General features: G+C 69.1%; 15 protein-coding genes and 1 pseudogene. 5 read left to right on the top strand and 11 right to left on the bottom strand.

Annotated elements, in window-relative coordinates; genetic code table 11:
• Positions 1-172: 172 nt before the first annotated feature.
• The gene (locus tag ACZ5U5_RS39515) at positions 173-1,687 is read right to left on the bottom strand and encodes a glutamate synthase-related protein (RefSeq protein WP_469031448.1); all 1,515 of its coding nucleotides are present in this window, start codon (positions 1,685-1,687) and stop codon (positions 173-175) included.
• On the opposite strand from ACZ5U5_RS39515, the gene ACZ5U5_RS39510 reads away from it, so the two are divergent.
• Positions 1,686-1,943 (top strand): hypothetical protein, encoded by a 258-nt coding sequence (locus ACZ5U5_RS39510; RefSeq protein ID WP_469031447.1) that lies wholly within the window; start codon positions 1,686-1,688, stop codon positions 1,941-1,943. The genes ACZ5U5_RS39515 and ACZ5U5_RS39510 overlap by 2 nt on opposite strands.
• Before the next feature lie 296 nt (positions 1,944-2,239).
• The gene (locus tag ACZ5U5_RS39505) at positions 2,240-3,298 is read left to right on the top strand and encodes a CHAT domain-containing protein (RefSeq protein WP_469031445.1); all 1,059 of its coding nucleotides are present in this window, start codon (positions 2,240-2,242) and stop codon (positions 3,296-3,298) included.
• Positions 3,299-3,444: 146 nt separating this feature from the next.
• Here the strand turns inward: ACZ5U5_RS39505 and ACZ5U5_RS39500 are convergent, their stop codons facing one another.
• A complete protein-coding gene (locus ACZ5U5_RS39500) occupies positions 3,445-4,761 on the bottom strand; it encodes an MFS transporter (RefSeq protein ID WP_469031443.1) in 1,317 nt (438 codons plus the stop codon).
• A 254-nt stretch (positions 4,762-5,015) separates the two neighbouring features.
• Between ACZ5U5_RS39500 and ACZ5U5_RS39495 the strand changes: the two genes are divergently transcribed.
• Positions 5,016-6,347: an aminotransferase-like domain-containing protein gene (locus ACZ5U5_RS39495; protein WP_469031441.1), complete on the top strand. Its 1,332-nt coding sequence runs from the start codon at positions 5,016-5,018 to the stop codon at positions 6,345-6,347.
• Here ACZ5U5_RS39495 and ACZ5U5_RS39490 read toward each other — a convergent pair.
• From ACZ5U5_RS39490 to ACZ5U5_RS39475, 4 genes and pseudogenes are all read right to left on the bottom strand, one after another.
• Positions 6,344-7,267, bottom strand: a pseudogene (locus ACZ5U5_RS39490) (methylmalonyl-CoA mutase family protein); the annotation flags it as partial. The gene ACZ5U5_RS39495 and the pseudogene ACZ5U5_RS39490 overlap by 4 nt on opposite strands.
• Positions 7,268-7,347: 80 nt before the next feature.
• Positions 7,348-8,415, bottom strand: coding sequence for a 2-oxoacid:ferredoxin oxidoreductase subunit beta (locus tag ACZ5U5_RS39485; RefSeq protein WP_469031439.1), 1,068 nt, complete (start codon positions 8,413-8,415; stop codon positions 7,348-7,350).
• Positions 8,405-10,306: a 2-oxoacid:acceptor oxidoreductase subunit alpha gene (locus ACZ5U5_RS39480; protein WP_469031437.1), complete on the bottom strand. Its 1,902-nt coding sequence runs from the start codon at positions 10,304-10,306 to the stop codon at positions 8,405-8,407. Before ACZ5U5_RS39480 ends, ACZ5U5_RS39485 begins: the two co-directional genes overlap by 11 nt.
• A gap of 185 nt (positions 10,307-10,491) precedes the next feature.
• Positions 10,492-11,901, bottom strand: coding sequence for a His/Gly/Thr/Pro-type tRNA ligase C-terminal domain-containing protein (locus ACZ5U5_RS39475; RefSeq protein ID WP_469031435.1), 1,410 nt, complete (start codon positions 11,899-11,901; stop codon positions 10,492-10,494).
• A gap of 389 nt (positions 11,902-12,290) precedes the next feature.
• Here ACZ5U5_RS39475 and ACZ5U5_RS39470 point away from each other — a divergent pair, with 389 nt between their 5' ends.
• The gene (locus tag ACZ5U5_RS39470) at positions 12,291-13,088 is read left to right on the top strand and encodes a hypothetical protein (RefSeq protein WP_469031433.1); all 798 of its coding nucleotides are present in this window, start codon (positions 12,291-12,293) and stop codon (positions 13,086-13,088) included.
• A gap of 54 nt (positions 13,089-13,142) precedes the next feature.
• Here ACZ5U5_RS39470 and ACZ5U5_RS39465 read toward each other — a convergent pair whose 3' ends face one another.
• Positions 13,143-13,916: an alpha/beta fold hydrolase gene (locus tag ACZ5U5_RS39465; protein WP_469031432.1), complete on the bottom strand. Its 774-nt coding sequence runs from the start codon at positions 13,914-13,916 to the stop codon at positions 13,143-13,145.
• Between the two features lie 259 nt (positions 13,917-14,175).
• Here ACZ5U5_RS39465 and ACZ5U5_RS39460 point away from each other — a divergent pair, with 259 nt between their 5' ends.
• Complete coding sequence (locus tag ACZ5U5_RS39460) at positions 14,176-14,628, top strand: GtrA domain-containing protein (protein WP_469031430.1); 453 nt, start codon at positions 14,176-14,178, stop codon at positions 14,626-14,628.
• Between the two features lie 52 nt (positions 14,629-14,680).
• Here the strand turns inward: ACZ5U5_RS39460 and ACZ5U5_RS39455 are convergent, their stop codons facing one another.
• From ACZ5U5_RS39455 to ACZ5U5_RS39440, 4 genes are all read right to left on the bottom strand, one after another.
• Positions 14,681-16,258: an acyl-CoA carboxylase subunit beta gene (locus ACZ5U5_RS39455; RefSeq protein WP_469031428.1), complete on the bottom strand. Its 1,578-nt coding sequence runs from the start codon at positions 16,256-16,258 to the stop codon at positions 14,681-14,683.
• A 390-nt stretch (positions 16,259-16,648) separates the two neighbouring features.
• The gene (locus ACZ5U5_RS39450; RefSeq protein ID WP_469031426.1) at positions 16,649-17,173 is read right to left on the bottom strand and encodes a GtrA family protein; all 525 of its coding nucleotides are present in this window, start codon (positions 17,171-17,173) and stop codon (positions 16,649-16,651) included.
• A gap of 309 nt (positions 17,174-17,482) precedes the next feature.
• Positions 17,483-18,268 carry an ABC transporter permease gene (locus ACZ5U5_RS39445; RefSeq protein ID WP_469031425.1) on the bottom strand — a complete coding sequence of 262 codons (786 nt, stop codon included), beginning with the start codon at positions 18,266-18,268 and terminating at the stop codon, positions 17,483-17,485.
• On the bottom strand, positions 18,265-19,251 hold the full coding sequence (locus tag ACZ5U5_RS39440) for an ATP-binding cassette domain-containing protein (protein ID WP_469031461.1): 987 nt from the start codon (positions 19,249-19,251) through the stop codon (positions 18,265-18,267). Before ACZ5U5_RS39440 ends, ACZ5U5_RS39445 begins: the two co-directional genes overlap by 4 nt.
• Positions 19,252-19,573: the final 322 nt, after the last annotated feature.

Genomic DNA, 19,573 nt, shown 5'->3' with positions numbered 1-19,573 from the left:
GGCGCGGCCCGACTCCCGTACGGGCCGCGCTGCCCGGGCCGCTGTCACGCCTCGCGCGCAGCGTCCCGCCCCGAGGACCGCCCCGGACAAGACTTGCGCAAACGCGTGACGTCGCGTGCTGATCAGGCCGCAGTCGTATCTCCGCATACCCGACGAGGGGGCAAGGACGTGCTCAGGCAGTGAGCAGCTCGGTGATCTCATCGGCGAGCTCGGGGCCGAGCGAGCCCCAGCAGTCCTTGTAGCCGTAAACGCTCGCCAGGGTGCGGGCGTCGTAGTCGCCGTTGAGGATGTCGATGTCGGTGGGGGTGATGAGCGAGGGATGGGCGACGCCGACGGCGCCCGAGACCCTCAGCAACTCCCTGCGCAGGGTGCGCAGGTAGCCCGCGGCCCGGATGGCCTTCGAGGGTGCGTCGATGCCGCGCGTCAGCCACGGGTTCTGGGTGGCGATGCCGGTGGGGCATGCGTCGGTGTGGCACTTCTGCGCCTGGATGCAGCCGATGGACAGCATCGCCTCACGGCCCACGTTGACCATGTCGACGCCGAGGGCGAACGCGACGACGGCGTTCTCGGGCAGGCCGAGCTTGCCGGATCCGATGAAGGTGATGTCGTCGGTCAGCCCGCGCTCGGCGAACACGCTGTAGACGCGGGAGAAGCCCATGCGGAACGGCAGGGACACCGAGTCGGCGAAGATCAGGGGAGCAGCCCCGGTGCCGCCCTCGCCTCCGTCGACGGTCACGAAGTCGACCCCTCGATCACCTCGCTCCATCAGGGTGGCGAGTTGCTCCCAGAAGCCCATTTCCCCGATGGCGCTCTTGATCCCGACGGGCAATCCGGTCTCCGTGGCGAGCAGTTCCACGAAGTCAAGCATCGAGTCCACGTCGTGGAACGCGGTGTGCCGCGACGGCGACGCGCAGTCCTTGCCCGCGGGGATGTCGCGGATCCCGGCGATCTCGTCGGTCACCTTCGCACCCGGCAGCATGCCGCCGAGCCCCGGCTTCGCACCCTGCGAGAGCTTGATCTCGATCGCCTTCACGGGCCCGCTCGCGACCACGGACTTGAGGTTGTCGAGGTTGAACGTCCCGTCCTCGTTGCGGCAGCCGAAGTACGACGTACCGATCTGGAGGACGAGTTCCCCACCGTTGAGGTGGTAAGGCGACAGGCCGCCCTCGCCGGTGTTGTGCATCGTCCCGGCCAGCGCCGCCCCCTTGTTGAGTGCCGTGACGGCCGCGCCGGACAGCGAGCCGAAGCTCATCGCCGAGATGTTGACGACACTCGCCGGACGGAACGCCTTCGCGCGGCCTCGTGGTCCGCCGAGCACCTTTGCCGAGGGCAACGGCGCCTGCGCGTCGCGCAGATCGGGCAGCCGACCGGCGAACGTGCGCTGCTTCACGTACGCGTGACCCTGCTCATGCTCGACGTCGTTGTCGGTGCCGAACCCGAAGTAGTTGTTCTCCTCCTTCGCCGACGCGTAGATCCATCTGCGCTGGTCACGGCTGAAGGGCCGTTCCTCGTCGTTGGACGCCACGACGTACTGCCGCAGCTCGGGGCCGATCTTCTCCAGCAAATACCTGGCGTGCCCCAGCACGGGGAAGTTCCTCAGCAGTGCGTGCTTCTTCTGCACGAGGTCGCGGGCGGCCACCAGCGCCAACGCCGTGGCCGCTGACGCGCCTATGTTCCGAGCACGCATGAAAGACGTTCCTCTCCTGGACTGGCCGAACCTCACCACGACCGGCTACCCCACGCCAGCGAAATGCCACGAGAGGGCGGCGAAGGCTCTCCTCTTACGCGCGGTCGGGGAAGCGGGCGCAGGAGCTGAGGCCAAGGCCGGAGACCTTCTTGAGGGTGGCGTCCCAGCAGACCGTCAGTTGGAGAGCCTGCCGGACTGCCCCGAGTGCTGGCGCGAGATCCAGCTCAGTGCCGAACGCCCCCGCGGCAGTTGGTGATATCCCGTGGCTACGCGTTGGCGCCCAGGTGGATACGGCAGTGGCTGCACCACCAGGCCGCTCTCACCGACGGGCGGGACAGGGCGTGTGGAAGCACGGGCGCAAGCCCCCGCTGCACACCCTCACGCCCTCACACCTTCAAAATTTCAGGCTCCCTTCGTCTACCTGGGAAAACACCATCCTCGAACGGTGCGCCTGTCTCTGGAAACAGGTGCGAGCCTCACAGCGGGACAAGTGGGGCAGCCATGTCAGTGGCGCGAAGTACCGTCGGTACGGGACCGTCGAAAGGGCCATCCATGAGCGCGAGTTTGTACCGCGGCCAGCTGGACCGGAAAAGGAAAGCGCGCGCTGACGCCGAGAAGAAGGCGAGCGCTCTGCGGGTCAAGGAGGCCGGCAAGCGGTCGGACGCGGCGAAGGCCCGGACTGCTGCCGACAAGTCGAAGAACGCATCCACGATCAAGAGCAAGCTGAGCACCGCCACCCGCTGTGAGGCTGCGGCCAACGCGGCCGCGCGTGAGGCCAGTACCTGGGAAGGCAAGGCCGCCAAGTACGGCACCGAGGCTGTGGCCCTGGAGGCCAAGCTGGCCAAGGCGGAGAAGTCGGAGCGCGATGCTGCTGACAAGGCGCGTCAGCGTGAGCAGCAGACGGCGGAGCGGCGTGCCGCAGCCGAACAGGCGAGGATGGAGAACCGTTTGTCGACCGCCGAGGAGCAGGTGAGCACGGCGCTGAAGGAACTGCGCGCGCCGAAGCCCGAGAAACTGCGGGTGCTGATGTTGGGTGCAGCTTCAGCCGGAGATCTGCGAGTCGGCCGCGAGCAGGAGCGGATCCGTGCGGCCGTGGAGAGGGCCACGCACCGGGACCTGGTGGAATTGGATGTCCATCCGGCGGCGACGTCAGATGTCCTCCTCGATGGGCTGACCCGGTTCCGGCCTCACGTCGTGCACTTCTCCGGCCACAGCGCGGAAGACTCGATCACCTTCGAGAGGGACTTCGACCAGCGCCACAAGGGCGCCATCATCACGGCTGCGGCCTTCGCCAGCGCCATCGCAGCCATCGATGAGCCGCCGCTGCTGGTCCTGCTCAACTCCTGTAACTCCGCCGCGCAGACCAAGAAGCTGGTCGACAGCGTTCCCTTCGCCATCGGCATGTCGGACACCATCGGCGATCTCGACGCGATCGCGTACGCGGCCCGGTTCTATGCTGCCGTTGCAGACGGACAGTCGATCCAAGGTGCGCACCTGATCGGCAAGGCTGCGGTCGCTCTCGCTGGCCTTCCCGATCACGACCTGCCCACCTTGGACTGGGCCGCGGACGTCGACCCGAAAGCAACGCGCCTGGTCACACCGCCCGAATAGCAGCGCGCGGCTTCTGGGCCCAGCCCGGTTCCGGCTCGACAGCCGCGGTGCCTTCGCGCCAGGACCTGACCTGGGACGGCGCGGTGGCAAGGGAGGGCAGCAGGCAAGGGTGGTCTGTGCCCGCATGGGGGCGGACCGTCCCGCACCTAGCGGACCCTGAGCTCCGCCTGCCGCACCCCGCCGGAGAGCAGGGTGATGACGGCGGCGCTCGCGCTGATCGCCGCGCCGACGAGGAACATCGGTGTGATTCCGACCGATGCCGCCGCCAGGCCGAAGAGCGGGAAGATGAGCGGGGCCAGGCCGACATGGGAGAGCGCGAGGACCGCGGCGACCCGGCCCTGGTAGGAGGCAGCCGTGTTGTGCTGGATCAAGGCGATCGACAGGCCGCCGCACACTCCGCCCACCAGGCCCGCGAAGCCCGCCACCGCCGCGGCGCCGGCCACGGTCGGCAGCAGCCCGATGGCGCCGATCGCGGCGGATGCCACGACGAGCGCGCCGGCTTGGGCCATTCCGGCGCGTCGGATCCGTCCCATGAGGGACAGGCCGATGGCCCCCACCCCGGCGCCGACCGCGAACGCACCGAGTATCCAGCCGATGCCGGAGGCTTCGAAGCCCCGGTCCTTGGCCAGGAGGAACACGCCCATCTGGAGCGGCGGCATGAACCCGATCTCGCTCAACGCGGTGGCGAGCACCAGGGGGCCGACCACCCGGTGGCGTCTGATGTAGCGCAGGCCGTCGGTCAAGTCCCTCCAGGCGCTGGTGGCTTGGCCGCCGTCCTCCTGGCTCGGCGGCAGCGGTGCGATGCGTACAAAGACGAGCAGGACCAAGGAGAGCGCGAACAGCGCCCCGGCGAACGCGAACGCGGCCTCCCCGTGGTGGGCGAGGGAGAATCCGGCCAGGGGCGGACCCACGGCCTTCCCGATCCGGATCGCCAACTGCCGCATGCCGACGAGGCGGACGACCTCGTCGGGGCCGGTGAGCCGCGGCGGCAGTGCGCCCACCGCCGGCATGAACGCGGCGTCCACCACCCCGAAGACCAGCGCCACCACGATCAGCAGCCACAGCTCGGGGGTGCTGAGCCACAGCAGGGCGGCGACCGCGAGGATCACCGCGGCCCGCAGGGCGTCGGAGCCGATGACGACCTTGCGTGGATCGAACCGGTCGGCGATCACTCCGCCGACGAGCATCAGCAGTGCCCGGGGCACGGCGCCGAGCGCCAGCACGATGCCGACCTGTGCGGGGCCCGCGAGCTGGGCGGCGGCCCAGCCGAGAGCGAGGAAATAGACGCTGTCGCCCACGATGGACGCGAAGTACGCGGTGAGCCAGCGCAGCACATTCGTGTCGCGGTGCGCGGGCCGCGAGACGGTCTTCGCGGTCGCGTCTGAGGGAGCGAAGGCGCCGGGCCCGGCAGGTGGCACGGGGCCGCCCAACTCGACAGGTCCGGCTATGTCAGCATCAGTCACAGTCCCGGATCTTCACGTCAAAGTCCCTGCGGGGCAAGGGACTTCGTGAAGCTGACGCCCGCTCCGGGCGGCGGGTGACGGCACCGACCACGCAGGTGCAGGGCGGGCGCGTCGGCGGGCGCGGCCTCGCTCATGCCGTCCCTGCTCGTTCCGTAGTCCGCTTCGAGGCGGATTCGAGCGGTCCATGAGCGCGGGCACCCATGCTGCCTGGCGAGGCTGAACCAGATTGGGCTGTACCGGCGGACGGACAGATCATGCTGATGGCGAACGACGAGATGCCCGGGTACGACCCCGCGACAGCACGGAGCGGCGGCAACGTCCTCGACCCGCACCTCGACCGGTACGCCGCGCGCACCGCGGGCATGACCGCATCGGAGATCCGGGCGTTGTTCTCGGTCGCCAACAGGCCGGGGATGGTCTCGCTGGCCGGCGGCATGCCGAACCTGGCCGCGCTGCCGCTGGAGACACTCTCGACGCAGGTCGCGCAGATCATCGCGGAGGACGGCCTGACGGCGCTGCAGTACGCGTCGGCTCACGGTCAGCCGCTGCTGCGGGAACAGATCTGCGACGTGATGGCACTGGAGGGCATCACGGCACATCCGGACGACGTCGTGGTGACGGTCGGCTCGCAGATGGGCCTCGACCTGGTGACCCGGCTGTTCTGCGACCCGGGCGACGTGGTGGTGGCCGAAGGCCCCTCGTACGTCGGCGCGTTGGGCTCGTTCGCCGCGTACCAGGCGCAGGTCGTCCACGTGGCGATGGACGAGCACGGCCTGGTGCCGGAAGGGCTGCGGGCGGCGCTGCGGCAGGCCAGGATCGCCGGGCAGCGCGTGAAGCTGCTGTACACGATCCCGAACTTCCACAACCCGGCCGGCGTGACGCTGGCGGTCGAGCGGCGGGCGGAGATCCTGGAGATCTGCCGTACGTACGACGTGCTGGTGGTCGAGGACAATCCCTACGGTCTGCTCGGCTTCGAGGGACAGACCTACCCGGCGCTGCGCTCGCTGGACCCGGACAATGTGGTGTACCTGGGATCGTTCTCGAAAACGTTCGCCTCCGGCCTGCGGGTCGGGTGGGTCCTTGCACCGCACGGGGTGCGGGAGAAGCTGGTGCTTGCCACGGAATCGGCGACGCTGTGCCCGCCCACGCTGAACCAGATGATCGTGTCGCGCTACCTGTCCACGCACGACTGGCAAGGCCAGATCAAGCTGCTCCGGGAGAACTATCGCGAGCGCCGCGACGCGATGCTGTCCGCGTTGGAGCAGTACCTGCCTCCCGGCCACACGTGGACGGAGCCGGACGGCGGGTTCTACGTGTGGCTGACCGTGCCGGAGGGCGTGGACACGAAGGCGATGCTGCCGCGCGCGGTGGCCGCCGGAGTGGCGTACGCGTCGGGTAGCGGGTTCCACGCGGACGGGTCCGGCACCCGCCAACTGCGCTTGTCCTACTGCTATCCGACGCCGGAGCGGACCCGCGAGGGAGTGCGCCGCCTTGCCGCGGTCCTGGAGTCCGAGACGGACCCCGCGCGCGCCTTCGACGGCGTGGGCTCCCGCCAGGTACGGATACCGGCGCCGCGGACGCGCTAGTCGGCCGGGACGTACGCGCCCCACACCTCGCGCAGCGCGTCACAGACCTCGCCGACGGTGGCCCCGGCGGCGAGAGCCTCCCGCATCGGATAGAGGACGTTGCCCGCCCCCGTCGCCGCCTCCTGCACCAGCGACAACGCGGCCGCCACGCGGTCGGCGCACCGCCAGGCGCGCAGCTTGGCCAGGCGCTCGGCCTGCCGGTCCTCGATGTCGTCCGCCATCCTCTCGCCGACGTACGCCCCCGCGAACGGATCGGCGGTGGCCGACGCCGTGGCCGTGGCCGTGGCCGTGGCCGTGGCCGTGGCCGACGATCCGAGGTACCTCACGTCGTCCCCTTCGCGCGTCACACGGGCCCAGATCCTGCGCGCGGAACGGTACTTGACGATCGCGCGCGCGGGCGTCGCACCCGCCTCGGCCAGGTGGTGGCTGGTGCCGGAGACCGAGATGATGCTCCACTTCGGGATCTCGGCCCGGCAGTACTCGAAGATGTCCGCGATCAGGCGCAGCGACGGCTCGGGCGGGAAGATGTAGGCCCTTCGCGCGAGGTAATCCTCCACGACGTCTTTCTGTATCCGCCCCGTCAGCCGGTCGGCCGGGACGCCCTGCTCCTCGGCCACCAGTTGGTAGAGCAAGAGGAGCAACGCCGCAGGGGCGTTGATCGCCAGCGATGTCGACACCTCACCCAGCGGGATACCGCCGAACAGGACCCGCATGTCGTCGATCGAGTCGATCGCCACTCCGGCCTTGCCGACCTCGCCGGAGGCGATCGGGGCATCCGAGTCGTGGCCCATCTGCGTCGGCAGGTCGAAGGCGACCGACAGGCCCGTCGTACCGTTCGCGATCAGCTGCCTGTACCGGGCGTTGGACTCTACGGCCGTACCGAAGCCCGCGTCGTTGCGCATCGTCCAGGCAAGCCCCGACTCGCCTGCTCTGGTGCGGTTCATCGCTTCCCACTCCTTACGACGAGGACCGGTCACCGTCAGTCGTCAGCCGTCAGCCGTCAGCCGGTGACGGTCCAGGTGTCGCCGCCCGCGAGCAGGGCGGCGAGGTCGCCTTTGCCGTTGTGCTCGATGGCGGTGTCGAGCTGGTCGGACATCAACGTGTCGTAGACCGGGCGTTTGACGTTGCGGAAGACGCCGATGGGGGTGTGGTGCAGGGTGTCGGGGTCGGCGAGGCGGGAGAGCGCGAAGGCCAGGGTCGGGGACGTGGAGTGTGCGTCGTGGACCAGGATCTGGGACTCGGTCTCAGGCGTGACCGGGACAACCTTGAGGTCACCGGTGGCCGGGTCGCGTACGACGCCCTTGGAGCCCAGGCCGTTGTCGAGGGGGGTCCCGAAGCGAATGGGCTGTCCGTGTTCGAGCCGGATGACGGCTTCCTCGGCCTGCTGTTTGTCCTTCAGGACCTCGAAGGCGCCGTCGTTGAAGATGTTGCAGTTCTGGTAGATCTCCACCAGGGCGGTGCCGGGGTGCTCGGCGGCCTCGCGCAGCACCGAAGTGAGGTGCTTGCGGTCGGAGTCCACGGTCCGCGCCACGAAGCTCGCCTCCGCGCCGATCGCCAGGGACACCGGGTTGAAGGGGGCGTCCAGCGAACCCATCGGCGTCGACTTGGTGATCTTGCCGACCTCGGAGGTCGGGGAGTACTGGCCCTTGGTGAGGCCGTAGATCCGGTTGTTGAAGAGCAGGATCTTGAGGTTGACGTTGCGGCGCAGGGCGTGGATGAGGTGGTTGCCGCCGATGGACAGCGCGTCGCCGTCGCCGGTGACCACCCACACGCTCAGGTCGCGCCTGGAGGAGGCGAGTCCGGTGGCGATGGCGGGGGCGCGGCCGTGGATGGAGTGCATCCCGTAGGTGTTCATGTAGTACGGGAAGCGGGAGCTGCAGCCGATGCCGGAGACGAAGACGATGTTCTCCTTGGCCAGGCCGAGTTCGGGCATGAAGCCCTGCACGGCGGCCAGGACCGCGTAGTCACCGCAGCCGGGGCACCAACGCACCTCCTGATCGGACTTGAAGTCCTTGGCGGCGAGCGGGACTTCACTCTTCGGGACGAGGGTGAGTGCCTCAGTGGGCATGGAGGGCCTCCTTGAGGACGGTGGCGAGCTGCTCGGCCTTGAACGGCATCCCGTTGACCTGCGTGTGTGAGACGGCGTCGACCAGGTACTTGGCGCGGAGCAGCATGGCCAGCTGCCCCAGGTTCATCTCCGGGATCACCACACGGTCGTACGCCCGCAGGACCTCGCCCAGGTTGCGGGGGAAGGGGTTGAGGTGGCGCAGATGGGCCTGCGCCACGCTCTGGCCGACCGCGCGCAGCCGGCGTACCGCCGCGGTGATGGGCCCGTAGGTCGAACCCCAGCCCAGGACGAGCAGCGTGGCGTCGCCGGTCGGGTCGTCGACCTCCAGGTCGGGGACCTGGATGCCGTCGATCTTGGCCTGGCGGGTGCGGACCATGAAGTCGTGGTTGGCCGGATCGTAGGAGATGTTGCCCGTGCCGTCCTGCTTCTCGATCCCGCCGATCCGGTGCTCCAGACCCGGCGTGCCGGGAATCGCCCACGGACGCGCCAGCGTCTGCGGATCACGCTTGTAGGGCCAGAACACCTCGCTGCCGTCGTCCTCGGTGTGATTGGGCCCCGAAGCGAACTGCACCCGCAGGTCAGGGAGTTCATCGGTGTCCGGGATACGCCACGGCTCGGAGCCGTTGGCCAGATAGCCGTCGGAGAGCAGGAACACCGGCGTGCGGTAGCTGACCGCGATCCGCGCCGCCTCGATCGCCGCGTCGAAACAGTCGGCCGGCGTCTTCGGCGCCACGATCGGCACCGGCGCCTCACCATTGCGCCCGAACATCGCCTGCAGCAGATCCGCCTGCTCGGTCTTCGTCGGCAGCCCGGTCGAAGGGCCACCGCGCTGGATGTCCACCACCAGCAACGGCAGCTCCAGCGAAACGGCCAGCCCGATCGTCTCCGACTTCAGCGCCACCCCCGGCCCCGACGTCGTCGTCACCGCCAGCGAACCACCGAACGCCGCACCCAGCGCCGCCCCGATCCCCGCGATCTCATCCTCGGCCTGAAAAGTCCGCACCCCGAAATTCTTGTGCTTCGACAACTCATGCAGGATGTCCGAGGCCGGAGTGATCGGATACGAACCCAAGTACAGCGGAAGATCCGCCTGTTGACCCGCCGCGATCAACCCGTACGACAGAGCCAAGTTCCCCGAGATATTGCGGTACGTGCCCGACGGGAACGCCTGGGAAGCGGGCGCGACCTCATAGGAGACCGCGAAATCCTCCGTCGTCTCCCCGAAATTCCAACCCGCATGGAACGCCGCGATGTTCGCCTCGGCAATCTCCGGCTTCTTCGCGAACTTCGCCCGCAGGAACTTCTCCGTGCCCTCCGTCGGACGGTGATACATCCACGACAACAACCCCAGCGCGAACATGTTCTTGCTGCGGCCCGCGTCCTTGCGCGAGAGGTCGAACTCCTTGAGCGCCTCCACCGTCAGCGTCGTCAACGGCACCGGATGCACGCTGTAGCCGTCCAGCGAACCGTCCTCCAGCGGCGAGACCTCGTAGCCGACCTTCGCCATCGCCCGCTTGGAGAACTCATCCGTGTTGACGATGATCTCCGCACCCCGCGGCACATCGGCGATGTTCGCCTTCAGCGCGGCCGGGTTCATCGCCACCAGCACATTCGGCGCGTCGCCCGGCGTGAGGATGTCGTGGTCGGCGAAATGCAGCTGAAAGGAGGAGACACCCGGCAGTGTCCCGGCAGGAGCACGGATCTCGGCAGGGAAATTCGGCAGCGTCGAGAGATCATTCCCAAAGGACGCCGTCTCCGAAGTGAACCGGTCACCGGTGAGCTGCATACCGTCACCCGAGTCACCCGCGAAGCGAATGATCACCCGGTCCAGACGGCGTACATCCTTCCCACGCGCTCCTGTTCCGCCCGCGGAAGTGGTTTGCACGGTCATACGTGTGTCTGCTCCTGTCTTGCTGGTCCGCGAGCGCAGGCAGACACGTCGGCGGACACGCGTAGCGGTGCAGGGTCGCACACCGCTCAGAGGCTATGCACCGCTGGTCGAGCGGCGCTTGTGCGGTCGCAGGGCGCGTACTTGAGCGGGCATCGCGGCAGGGTATGGCCCTTCCGCGAGCCGTTTCAGGAGGCGCCGGCGAACGGCAGGGACGCGGTCCCGACAGGCGTGTCGGGGCGGCAGCGCAGCCAACCGGGCAGCTGCTCGGCCAGGAAGTCCTGGTAGTCCAGGTCGATGGGCGTCCGGCCGCCGGACTGGAAGCGCGGCTGCTCGGACAGTTCGCGGTCGCCGATCACGCAGTACAGCGGCTGCCATTCGCGGCGCAGCCGGGCGGTGCGGGCCCCGATCGGTCGCTTGAACTCCAGGTCGACCGCGGTGCGTACGCCGTCGATCCACAGAGGCCCGGCCAGTTCGTAGGCGCGGCCCACGTGCTTCTCGGCGAGCGGCAGGAACACCACCTGGTTCCAGGCGAGTTCGGCGGGGATCACTTGCGGCCCGAGGCCGGTCAGGCCTCGGCCGATCAGCAGCGGCAGCAGTCGTGAGCCGCCCATGGCGACGCAGGCGTGGATGAGGCTGGGGTGTTCCCCGGTGTCCATGCGAATGTTGAAGCGGGGCGCGTTGACCTCGTCGAGCCGCAGGCTCTGCAGCGTCACGAGTTCGTAGCCCGAGGAGACCAGGATGCCGGTCTGCTGCGCGTAGTGCTCGGGGCGCTCGGCGGGGAGGCGTCGTATGACGGTGATGCCGCCCGCGGCCTTGGCGCACCGCTGGTGGAAGTGCTCCGTGTCGTGGCTGGTGCCGACGACGGAGTCCAGGACGTGGACGTAGTCCTGCTGGAACCAGTACGCGGTGGACTCCGCGGCGTGCCGGAGCGCGTGCAGATAGCGCTCGGCGACGTCGTCGGGGTGGCACCAGATGTGGACGTCGGGCATGGTGACCTGTCGGCGGCGCCGGATGTCGGTCTCGTCGGGCTCGAAGCGGCGGAAGACCGGCTGCGGGCTGTACATCGCGTAGGGCAGCCTGGCCCGCTGCAGGACGGCGTCCTTGAGCCAGGCGAAGAGGCTGGGGTCGGTGGCGTAGGCCAGGGTGAGCCCGCCGTCGCCGTCGCCAGAGTCGCCGCCTCCTTCGGCGTCCGCGATGTCGAACATCCGGTTCTGCTCGGCGTATTGGGCCGCCAGCGCGCGCATCGGCTCGGAGGATCCGTCGAACACCAGCGGAAGGTGCACGGTGTTGACCTCGAGTCCGGCCAGGTGCCGTGCGTTGATGGCGTCCACACCCGCTTCCAGGATCGCGCCGCGAGGCAGGGTCGTCAGAAAGCCGCGCGGGCTGCCCTGGCGGCTGACGAGCTGCAGGGCCTCCGCGGTGCGCATGACGTCGTGGCGTGTGCAGCGGTGCTCGGGGTCCTCGTCGGCGAGCATGCGCAGTGCCGAGTTGTCGGGGTCGATGGCGCCGAGTGCGGCCGGGCAGTCGATTTCGTCTCCCCGCCAGAGGACGTTTCCCGAGCTGTCGAGTATCTGGACGTCCACTACCTGGCCCATGAATCTCCCTCCGGGTCCATCGCTGCGAGAGTTCGCCGTGACGGACGCGAAACTATGAGGGCCTCCGGAGGGCGTCAATGAATCCTTTCCGTGTGTGCAGCCGAACTCGAGCCTGATTCCAGCGGGTTGGGCAAGGCGGTCCCGGGAGCCGTGCGCACCGCCTTGAACTGCGGCGATTGCGGAGAAGTGGCAGCAGTTGAAAGTCTGGAGGACGCTGTGTCCGGGGTGTGGTTCACCTGTGTTCCACGGCGTGCGAATTCCTTGCGCGAACCCGCTTCAGAAGAGCTGGACTTTCCCTTGAGGGGCGGCGCCTTCCAATTGCCCCTGCCGCGGTGGCACTCATAACGTGGGTGCCCGTCACCGTGCGGAGCAGGAAGGTACGCAGTCATATGACCGTCGCGCTCGATCCCACCTCCCCAGGCGCCCGCTCCCCGGAAACCGGCCCCTCGGACGCCACCGGTACGGACACCAGTACGGACACCGGTACGCGCAATCTGCCGATCAGGCTCGCCGGACTCGTCGGGGACACCGACGCCTTCTTCGGCGAGGTGTGGAACATCAGGCCCGCGTCCTTCCACTGCCGCGCGCTGCCCGACGCACCTGCGCCGGCCGCCCTGTGGGAGCGCGATCCGGGCGCCCAGGAGCGGTTCGCGGCCGGCGAGAGCGTGCGTTTCGACGCGCCGGGCGAGTGGCTCCCCGGCATCGCGGACCTCGTCACCGCGCTGCGTGAGGACCTCTGGGCCGCCGACGCCCGCGCAGCCCTGGTGCTGAGCCCGTCGGGCACCCTCACTCCCCCGCCGTCGGCCGAGGCCGACCACGCGTTTGTGCTGCAGTTGGACGGCAGCAGCAGTTGGGACCTGGCCTACGGGCGAGTGCCGGTGACGATCACCCTGCACCGCACGAGCGCCGTCTATCTGCCGCCGGGCCACGCCTGCCGCTCAGCCGTCGGCGATCAGGACTCGCTGCAGCTGGTCCTCACCGTCCAGGAGGCCGGCGCCCGCGAGGTCGCCGAACGCGCCATCGCCGCCTTCCTCCGGGCTGCCGAGGCGGCCCCGGTGGCGCGCATGCACCCGGCGGTCGTGGACGAGAAGGTGGGCTGGCTGCGCGCCCAACTCGCCGGGCTCATGCCGGGGCAGGACGTCAGCGCGCTCGTCCGCAGGGCACTGGGCGAGAAGCCGACGGTGTGAAGCCGACGGCGTGAACGATCTCTGACCCACGGCGTCCGTCGGCTCCGCACCGGATCACGCGGCCAGCCGCTCGGCAGCCTGCCGCAGGACCGCGTTCACCGCTTCGGGCCGCTCCTGGTGCGGCATGTGGCCCGCGCCCTCGATGAGGCGGAACGTGCCGTGCGGGGCGAGGTCCGCCAGGACCCGCGACACCTCGTAGGGGATCGAGGCATCCAGGGCGCCGTGCAGGAACAGCACAGGAACGGCCAGCTCACGGATCCGCTCGCGCGGGTCGTACGAAGCGCCGTCGGCGAACAGTTCGTCGACGTGCTCGCTGGACTCCAGGATCTGGCGCAGCGTCGAGGCGATCAGCTCCGGGGGCGCCGCTGGGCTGTACCAGGTGGGCACCCACTCGGCGAACTGCGCGGCCCGGTCGGTCGCGGCGGCGACCTCCACCAGCTTGTCGCCCAGCGCGACGGCCGGCCAGTAGCCGGGTCCGTCGATCGAGACGATCCCGCCGATCCGGTCGGGAGCGGCGAGCGCCGCCTCGATCGCGAACACCGCGCCGACCGAACTGCCCACCACGACGGGCCGGTCAAGGCCCAGCGCATCGATCACGGCGAGGACGTCCGCGGTGTTGCCCGCGATGTCGTTGCCCTCGGCAGGCCGGTCCGAGCGGCCGCAGCCCCGCGAGTCGAGGGCGAACATCCGGTGGTCCCTGGCCAGGTCCGCCACCTGCGCGTCCCAGACCCGGCCGCTGGTGCCGGTGCCGTGCAGCAGCACCATTGCGGGACCTTGGCCACGCTCCTCGACGTGGAGGCGGATCCCGTTGGCATCGACGTACGCCATGGTGCGCTCCTCAGTTTCCCGCGATTGTCGTTCTCGTCCCCGTTCGGCAGAGGACTCGCCTGCCGCGTCCATAGCGCTCACCCTCACTTCATTGCAACGATTATAGCGGGGCTGTTGCATTAATTCTCACCTCGTTGCAACGATTATACCGCTTCCACCTGTATATATGATGCCAGTACGCAATGACGTTATTGCTAGATGAGTAAATGCAACGTAGCGTTTCTCTCATCAGAAACCGTCGGACGGTCAAAGGGGGGTCATGGAGACAGCACAGGGCCGGCACAGCTTCGCGGTGGCCGCCCTCGCATCCTGGATGCCCTGGAGCCTGGCCAACGCCCTGATCACCGCGGCCTCCACACTCCTTGCCACCGAGCTGCACGCCCGCTTCACCTTCGGCGCGGGCCGGCGTGCGACCCGCCGCCAGCACGCACAGTCCGCGGGATCCGCGGTCGCCGCCTACGCACTGACATGCCTGGCCATGCTCGTCCTGCACCAGCTGGCGGCATCGCCCGGCGCGGTCCTGGAACAGGCCGTCTATCTCGCCGCCTCCGCACTCGCAGGCGTCGCACGCTTCGCAGTCCTGCGCCTCATCGTCTTCACACGCAACCACTCACAGACCACGACCACCCCCCGCGCTCCCCGCCCCGCGCACGCGACACTGGCTCACCCCACGCCCCCGGCCAACCCCACGGCTCTCTGCCCCGCCGCCTGACCGGTCCACGAGGGTGAGCAGGACGACAGTGACGCGGCCAGCTCCGCCGGGGTCACTGGGGCTGATTCCCGTGCTTGCGGGAGGGCCGCGCCACGTACTTGGTGCGCAGCATCGAGAGAGCGTCTATCAGCCTCACACGGGTCTCCGCGGGGTCGATGACGTCGTCCACCAGGCCGCGCTCGGCCGCGTAGTACGGGTGCATGAGCTGATCCCTGTACTCCTTGATGCGCTGCTCGCGGGAGAACTCGGGATCTTCCGCGGCCGCGATCTCGCGCCGGAAGATGACGCCCGCTGCGCCCTCGGCCCCCATCACCGCGATCTCGTTGCCGGGCCAGGCCAGCGACACGTCCGAGCCGATGGAGCGCGAGTCCATGACGATGTACGCGCCTCCGTAGGCCTTGCGCAGGATCAACTGGATGCGGGGAACCGTCGCGTTGCAGTACGCGAAGAGGAGTTTGGCGCCGTGCCGGATGATGCCGCCGTGCTCCTGGTCGACACCGGGCAGGAACCCCGGCACGTCCACCAGCGTCACGAGCGGGATGTTGAAGGAGTCACACATCTGCACGAAGCGGGCCGCCTTCTCGCTGCTCTTGATGTCGAGGACCCCGGCGAGCGAGGCGGGCTGGTTGGCGACGATGCCGACGACATGGCCGTCGAGACGGGCCAGGGCGCACACGACGTTGGGCGCCCAGAACTCGTGCACCTCGAAGAAGTCGCCGTCGTCGACGCATTCCCCGATGACCTTCCGTATGTCGTACGACTGCTTGGCGTCGGCCGGCACGAGGTCGAGCATGGCCGGGGTCAACCGATCGGGCCGGTCGGCGCAGGGCTCCGACGGCGGCTGCTCACGGTTGTTGGCGGGCAGGAAGGACAACAGGTAGCGGACATCAGCGAGGCAGCTCGCCTCGTCGTCGTAGGCGAATCCCGCCACCCCGGTGACAGTGGCGTGGGCGTCGGCGCCGCCCAGACCGTCCTGGCTGATCTGCTCCCCGGTGACGGCCTGCACCACGTCGGGACCGGTGACGAACATCTGCGAGGTGCCGCGCACCATGAACACGAAGTCGGTCAGCGCCGGGGAGTAGGCCGCCCCGCCCGCGCACGGGCCCATCATCACGCTGATCTGCGGGATGACCCCGGAGTTGTGCACATTGCGCCGGAAGATCCCGCCGTATCCGGCGAGCGCGGTCACCCCTTCCTGGATGCGCGCCCCTGCGCCGTCGCACAGGCCGACGATGGGAGCGCCCGCCGTGGCGGCCATGTCCATGATCTTGTGGATCTTCTCGGCGTGCGCCTCTCCGAGGGAGCCTCCGAAGATCCTGAAGTCATGGGCGTAGGCGAAGACGGTGCGTCCGAGCACCCGGCCCCAGGCGGTGACCACACCGTCGGTGTAGGGGCGTGTGTCTTCCAGGCCGAAGCCGCTCGCCCGGTGTCTGCGCAACCCTTCGACCTCGGTGAACCGTCCGTCGTCGAAGAGAAGCCGCAGCCGCTCCCGGGCCGTGAGCTTGCCCTTGGCGTGCTGCGCCTCGGTGGCCTTGTCGCTGGGCCCCCGGCGCATGGCGTCACGTCTGGCCTTGAGTTCGGCGACGGTGCCGCGCTGCTGCCCGGCCGGCCTGTCGTCCAGAGCCGTCATGAGCTTTCCCCTTCCGGCCGTCTTGATGAACCACCAGCTTCTGCCGTGCCGCTCGAAGACGGTTAGAGCACCTGACGGCGCCGCCCCGGCTTTCCAGCACCCCGCGAGCACCCGTCGAGCACGATGCGCGATGCTCGCGGTTGTGACCTCCTACGCGTGCCACAAGCCCGCGCGGAGCCACTGAACCGTCCGCCGGCGCCCGCATCCCCCGAGGGCGCCGGCGGGCCTTCCTCATGCCCACCGCCGGTTCGGTGAGGGCTTCCTGACGAGTTGTCAGCCATGTGCCGCGCAGCTATGCGGCCTCCATGAGCTCGGCGAAGAACGCGGGATGTGCGCAGTGTGCCCACGCCGCCCGCCGCGGGTCCGCGCGCCGGTGCACCGAAGGACCGGTCAGGCGGCGGGGCAGAGAGCCGTGGGGTTGGCCGGGGGCGTGGGGTGAGCCAGTGTCGCGTGCGCGGGGCGGGGGGCGCGGGGGGTGGTCGTGGTCTGTGAGTGGTGGCGTGTGAAGACGATGAGGCGCAGGACTGCGAAGCGTGCGACGCCTGAGAGTGCGGAGGCGGTGAGATAGACGGCCTGTTCCAGGACCGCGCCGGGCGATGCCACCAGCTGGTGCAGGACGAGCATGGCCAGGCATGTCAGTGCGTAGGCGGCGACCGCGGATCCGGCGGACTGTGCGTGCTGGCGGCGGGTCGCACGCCGGCCCGCGCCGAAGGTGAAGCGGGCGTGCAGCTCGGTGGCAAGGAGTGTGGAGGCCGCGGTGATCAGGGCGTTGGCCAGGCTCCAGGGCATCCAGGATGCGAGGGCGGCCACCGCGAAGCTGGAGGCGACCCCCACCCCGCCACCGCAGAGCACGAAACGAGCGAAGGAGGCGAAGGCGCCGGGCGCCGACCGCTGCCGGCCCTGTGCTGTCTCCACGACCCCACCCCCTTTCGCTGTCGAGAACCCCAGGGCGCCTCATCGACGCCCGCACGGAAAATGGCCTCTCATCAATCGACTCCACGGGCACCGACAACTCATCGGAGAAGTCAGCGGCACCGGCGCGGCAGGCCGCTGCAGTTGTTGCTCACGCCCGCCGAACAGCCGTGTCTTTCAGGGGAGTTCCCACCGGTTGTGGCCGCCGCCCCGCCCTGCCTGCCCGGGGACGCCGACAGGGCGGCGTTCGCCGACGCGGAGTCGGAGGACGCCGCCCTGGAGCGGGACGGCTACGGGCTGCAGCCTGCGCGCTTACTTCGCGTCGCGGTTGAACTGCGCCATCGACCAGCGGTAGCCGAGCACGATCAGGCCGGCGCACCAGGCGAGAGCGATCCACCAGTCGTTGCCGATCTCGGTGCCGAGGAGCAGGCCGCGCAGGGTCTCGATGGCGGGCGTGAAGGGCTGGTACTCGGCGATGGGCCGGAACCAGCCGGGCATCGTGTCGGCCGGGATGAAGGCGCTGGAGATGAGCGGCAACAGGATCAGCGGCTGGGCGCTGTTGGCGGCCGCCTCGGCGTTCGGGCTGGCCGCGCCCATGCCGACCGCGATCCAGGTGAGCGCCACGGCGAACAGCGCGAGAAGTCCGAACGCGGCCAGCCATTCCAGGGCCGTGGCGTCGGTGGAGCGGAAGCCGATGGCCACGGCGACGGCGCCGACGAGGACCACGCTGGCGAGGCACTGCAGCACGCTGCCGACGACGTGCCCGATCATCATGGAGCCGCGGTAGATCTTCATCGTGCGGAAGCGGGCGATGAGGCCCTCGTTCATGTCCATGGAAACGTAGACCGCGGCACCGATCACGGTGCTTCCGATGGTCATCATCAAGATGCCCGGAACGATGTAGGCGATGTAGTCGGAGCGATCGCTGCCGCCGATGCCCGTGCTCATCACATCGCCGAAGATGTAGACGAAGAGCAGCAGCAACATGATCGGCGCGAGCAGCAGGTTCAGGGTTCCGGACGGGTAGCGCCGCGTGTGCAGGAGGTTGCGGCGCAGCATCGTGCTCGAGTCACGGATGGCGAGGGACAGGGCGCTCATCGGACGTTCTCCTTGGTCTGGCTGATGACGTTGGCCGGGCCGGTCAGGGCGAAGAAGACGTCGTCGAGGTCGGGGGTGTGGACGGTCAGCTCGTCCGCCTCGATGCCCTCCGAGTCGAGCCAGTCGAGGATGGAGCGCAGTTCGCGCTGGCTGCCGTCGCTGGGGATCTGGAGCGCCAGTGCCTCCTCGTCCGTGGTGACGTCGCGCAGGGCGGCGGCGGCGGTCTGGTAGGCGACCGGGTCGGAGAAGCGGAGCCGGACATGCCCACCGGGGATGAGCCGCTTGAGTTCTTCCGCGGTGCCCTCGGCGGCGATCTTGCCGTCGTTCAACACGGCGATGCGGTCGGCGAGTTCGTCGGCCTCTTCGAGGTACTGGGTGGTGAGGAAGACGGTCACCCCGCCGGAGACCAGTCCGCGGATGATGCCCCACATGTTGTGGCGCGAGCGGGGGTCGAGGCCGGTGGTGGGCTCGTCGAGGAAGATGATCCGCGGGTTGCCGACCAGCGTCATGGCGATGTCCAGGCGGCGCTTCATGCCGCCGGAGTAGCTGGAGGCGGGCTTCTTCGCGGCCTCCACCAGGTCGAAGCGCTCCAGGAGTTCGGCCGCGACCCGGCGGCCCTCCTGCTTGGAGAGGTGGTGCAGGTCGGCCATGAGGAGCATGTTCTCCTCGCCGGTGATCAGGCCGTCGACGGCCGAGAACTGACCGGTGACACCGATCGCGGCGCGCACCGACTGGGGGTCGGCGGCCAGGTCGTGGCCGCCCACGTGCAGCTCGCCGGCGTCTGCGGTGATGAGCGTGGAGAGGATCTTCACGGCGGTGGTCTTCCCGGCGCCGTTCGGACCCAGCAGCGCGAACACGGACCCGGCCGGGATCTGCAGAGCGATGCCGTCGAGCACGGTCTTGTCGCCGTACGCCTTTCGCAGACCGACGGCGGAGATGGCGGCCGACGACGTGCGACCATCACTCTTCACGGATGTGGGCATGACAGATGAAGGCATGGGGCCCTCCCGATCGAAGGCTGAGGTTAATGGGGGGGTGGTTGATGTGAGCGCGGCCGTCGTGAGGGGGCCGGCCCGGCTGAAGTTGTTGCCTCTCGACGCATCGATGTCCACGTCGCGCGGCGCGCGCAACTTCTCGCCGTATTTTCTGCAGGACTTCTCAAGGCCCCACGCGGATCGCCGGTCAGGCAGTCGGGCGCGCGGCCCTCAGGCCTCGTTCGCGGCTTGGGTGATGGCGTCGGTGAGCTGTTTGCGGGCGCGGTCGGGGACGTAGCCGCCCTGTGAGTAGTTCTGGGCGAACGCGTCG

It is taken from the genome of Streptomyces sp. NPDC033177, assembly GCF_055577715.1.
Note: the sequence above shows the minus strand (reverse complement) of the source record. Positions and strands in the feature narration are given on the sequence as shown.

Bases quoted from the DNA above. Each gene is read 5' to 3' on its own strand.
- ACZ5U5_RS39455 (WP_469031428.1), bottom strand. From the start codon at position 16,258: ATGACGGCTCTGGACGACAGGCCGGCCGGGCAGCAGCGCGGCACCGTC.
- ACZ5U5_RS39440 (WP_469031461.1), bottom strand. From the start codon at position 19,251: ATGCCCACATCCGTGAAGAGTGATGGTCGCACGTCGTCGGCCGCCATC.
- ACZ5U5_RS39445 (WP_469031425.1), bottom strand. From the start codon at position 18,268: ATGAGCGCCCTGTCCCTCGCCATCCGTGACTCGAGCACGATGCTGCGC.
- ACZ5U5_RS39510 (WP_469031447.1), top strand. From the start codon at position 1,686: ATGAAAGACGTTCCTCTCCTGGACTGGCCGAACCTCACCACGACCGGC.
- ACZ5U5_RS39495 (WP_469031441.1), top strand. From the start codon at position 5,016: ATGCTGATGGCGAACGACGAGATGCCCGGGTACGACCCCGCGACAGCA.
- ACZ5U5_RS39470 (WP_469031433.1), top strand. From the start codon at position 12,291: ATGACCGTCGCGCTCGATCCCACCTCCCCAGGCGCCCGCTCCCCGGAA.
- ACZ5U5_RS39480 (WP_469031437.1), bottom strand. From the start codon at position 10,306: ATGACCGTGCAAACCACTTCCGCGGGCGGAACAGGAGCGCGTGGGAAG.
- ACZ5U5_RS39485 (WP_469031439.1), bottom strand. From the start codon at position 8,415: ATGCCCACTGAGGCACTCACCCTCGTCCCGAAGAGTGAAGTCCCGCTC.
- ACZ5U5_RS39465 (WP_469031432.1), bottom strand. From the start codon at position 13,916: ATGGCGTACGTCGATGCCAACGGGATCCGCCTCCACGTCGAGGAGCGT.
- ACZ5U5_RS39505 (WP_469031445.1), top strand. From the start codon at position 2,240: ATGAGCGCGAGTTTGTACCGCGGCCAGCTGGACCGGAAAAGGAAAGCG.
- ACZ5U5_RS39475 (WP_469031435.1), bottom strand. From the start codon at position 11,901: ATGGGCCAGGTAGTGGACGTCCAGATACTCGACAGCTCGGGAAACGTC.
- ACZ5U5_RS39460 (WP_469031430.1), top strand. From the start codon at position 14,176: ATGGAGACAGCACAGGGCCGGCACAGCTTCGCGGTGGCCGCCCTCGCA.
- ACZ5U5_RS39515 (WP_469031448.1), bottom strand. From the start codon at position 1,687: ATGCGTGCTCGGAACATAGGCGCGTCAGCGGCCACGGCGTTGGCGCTG.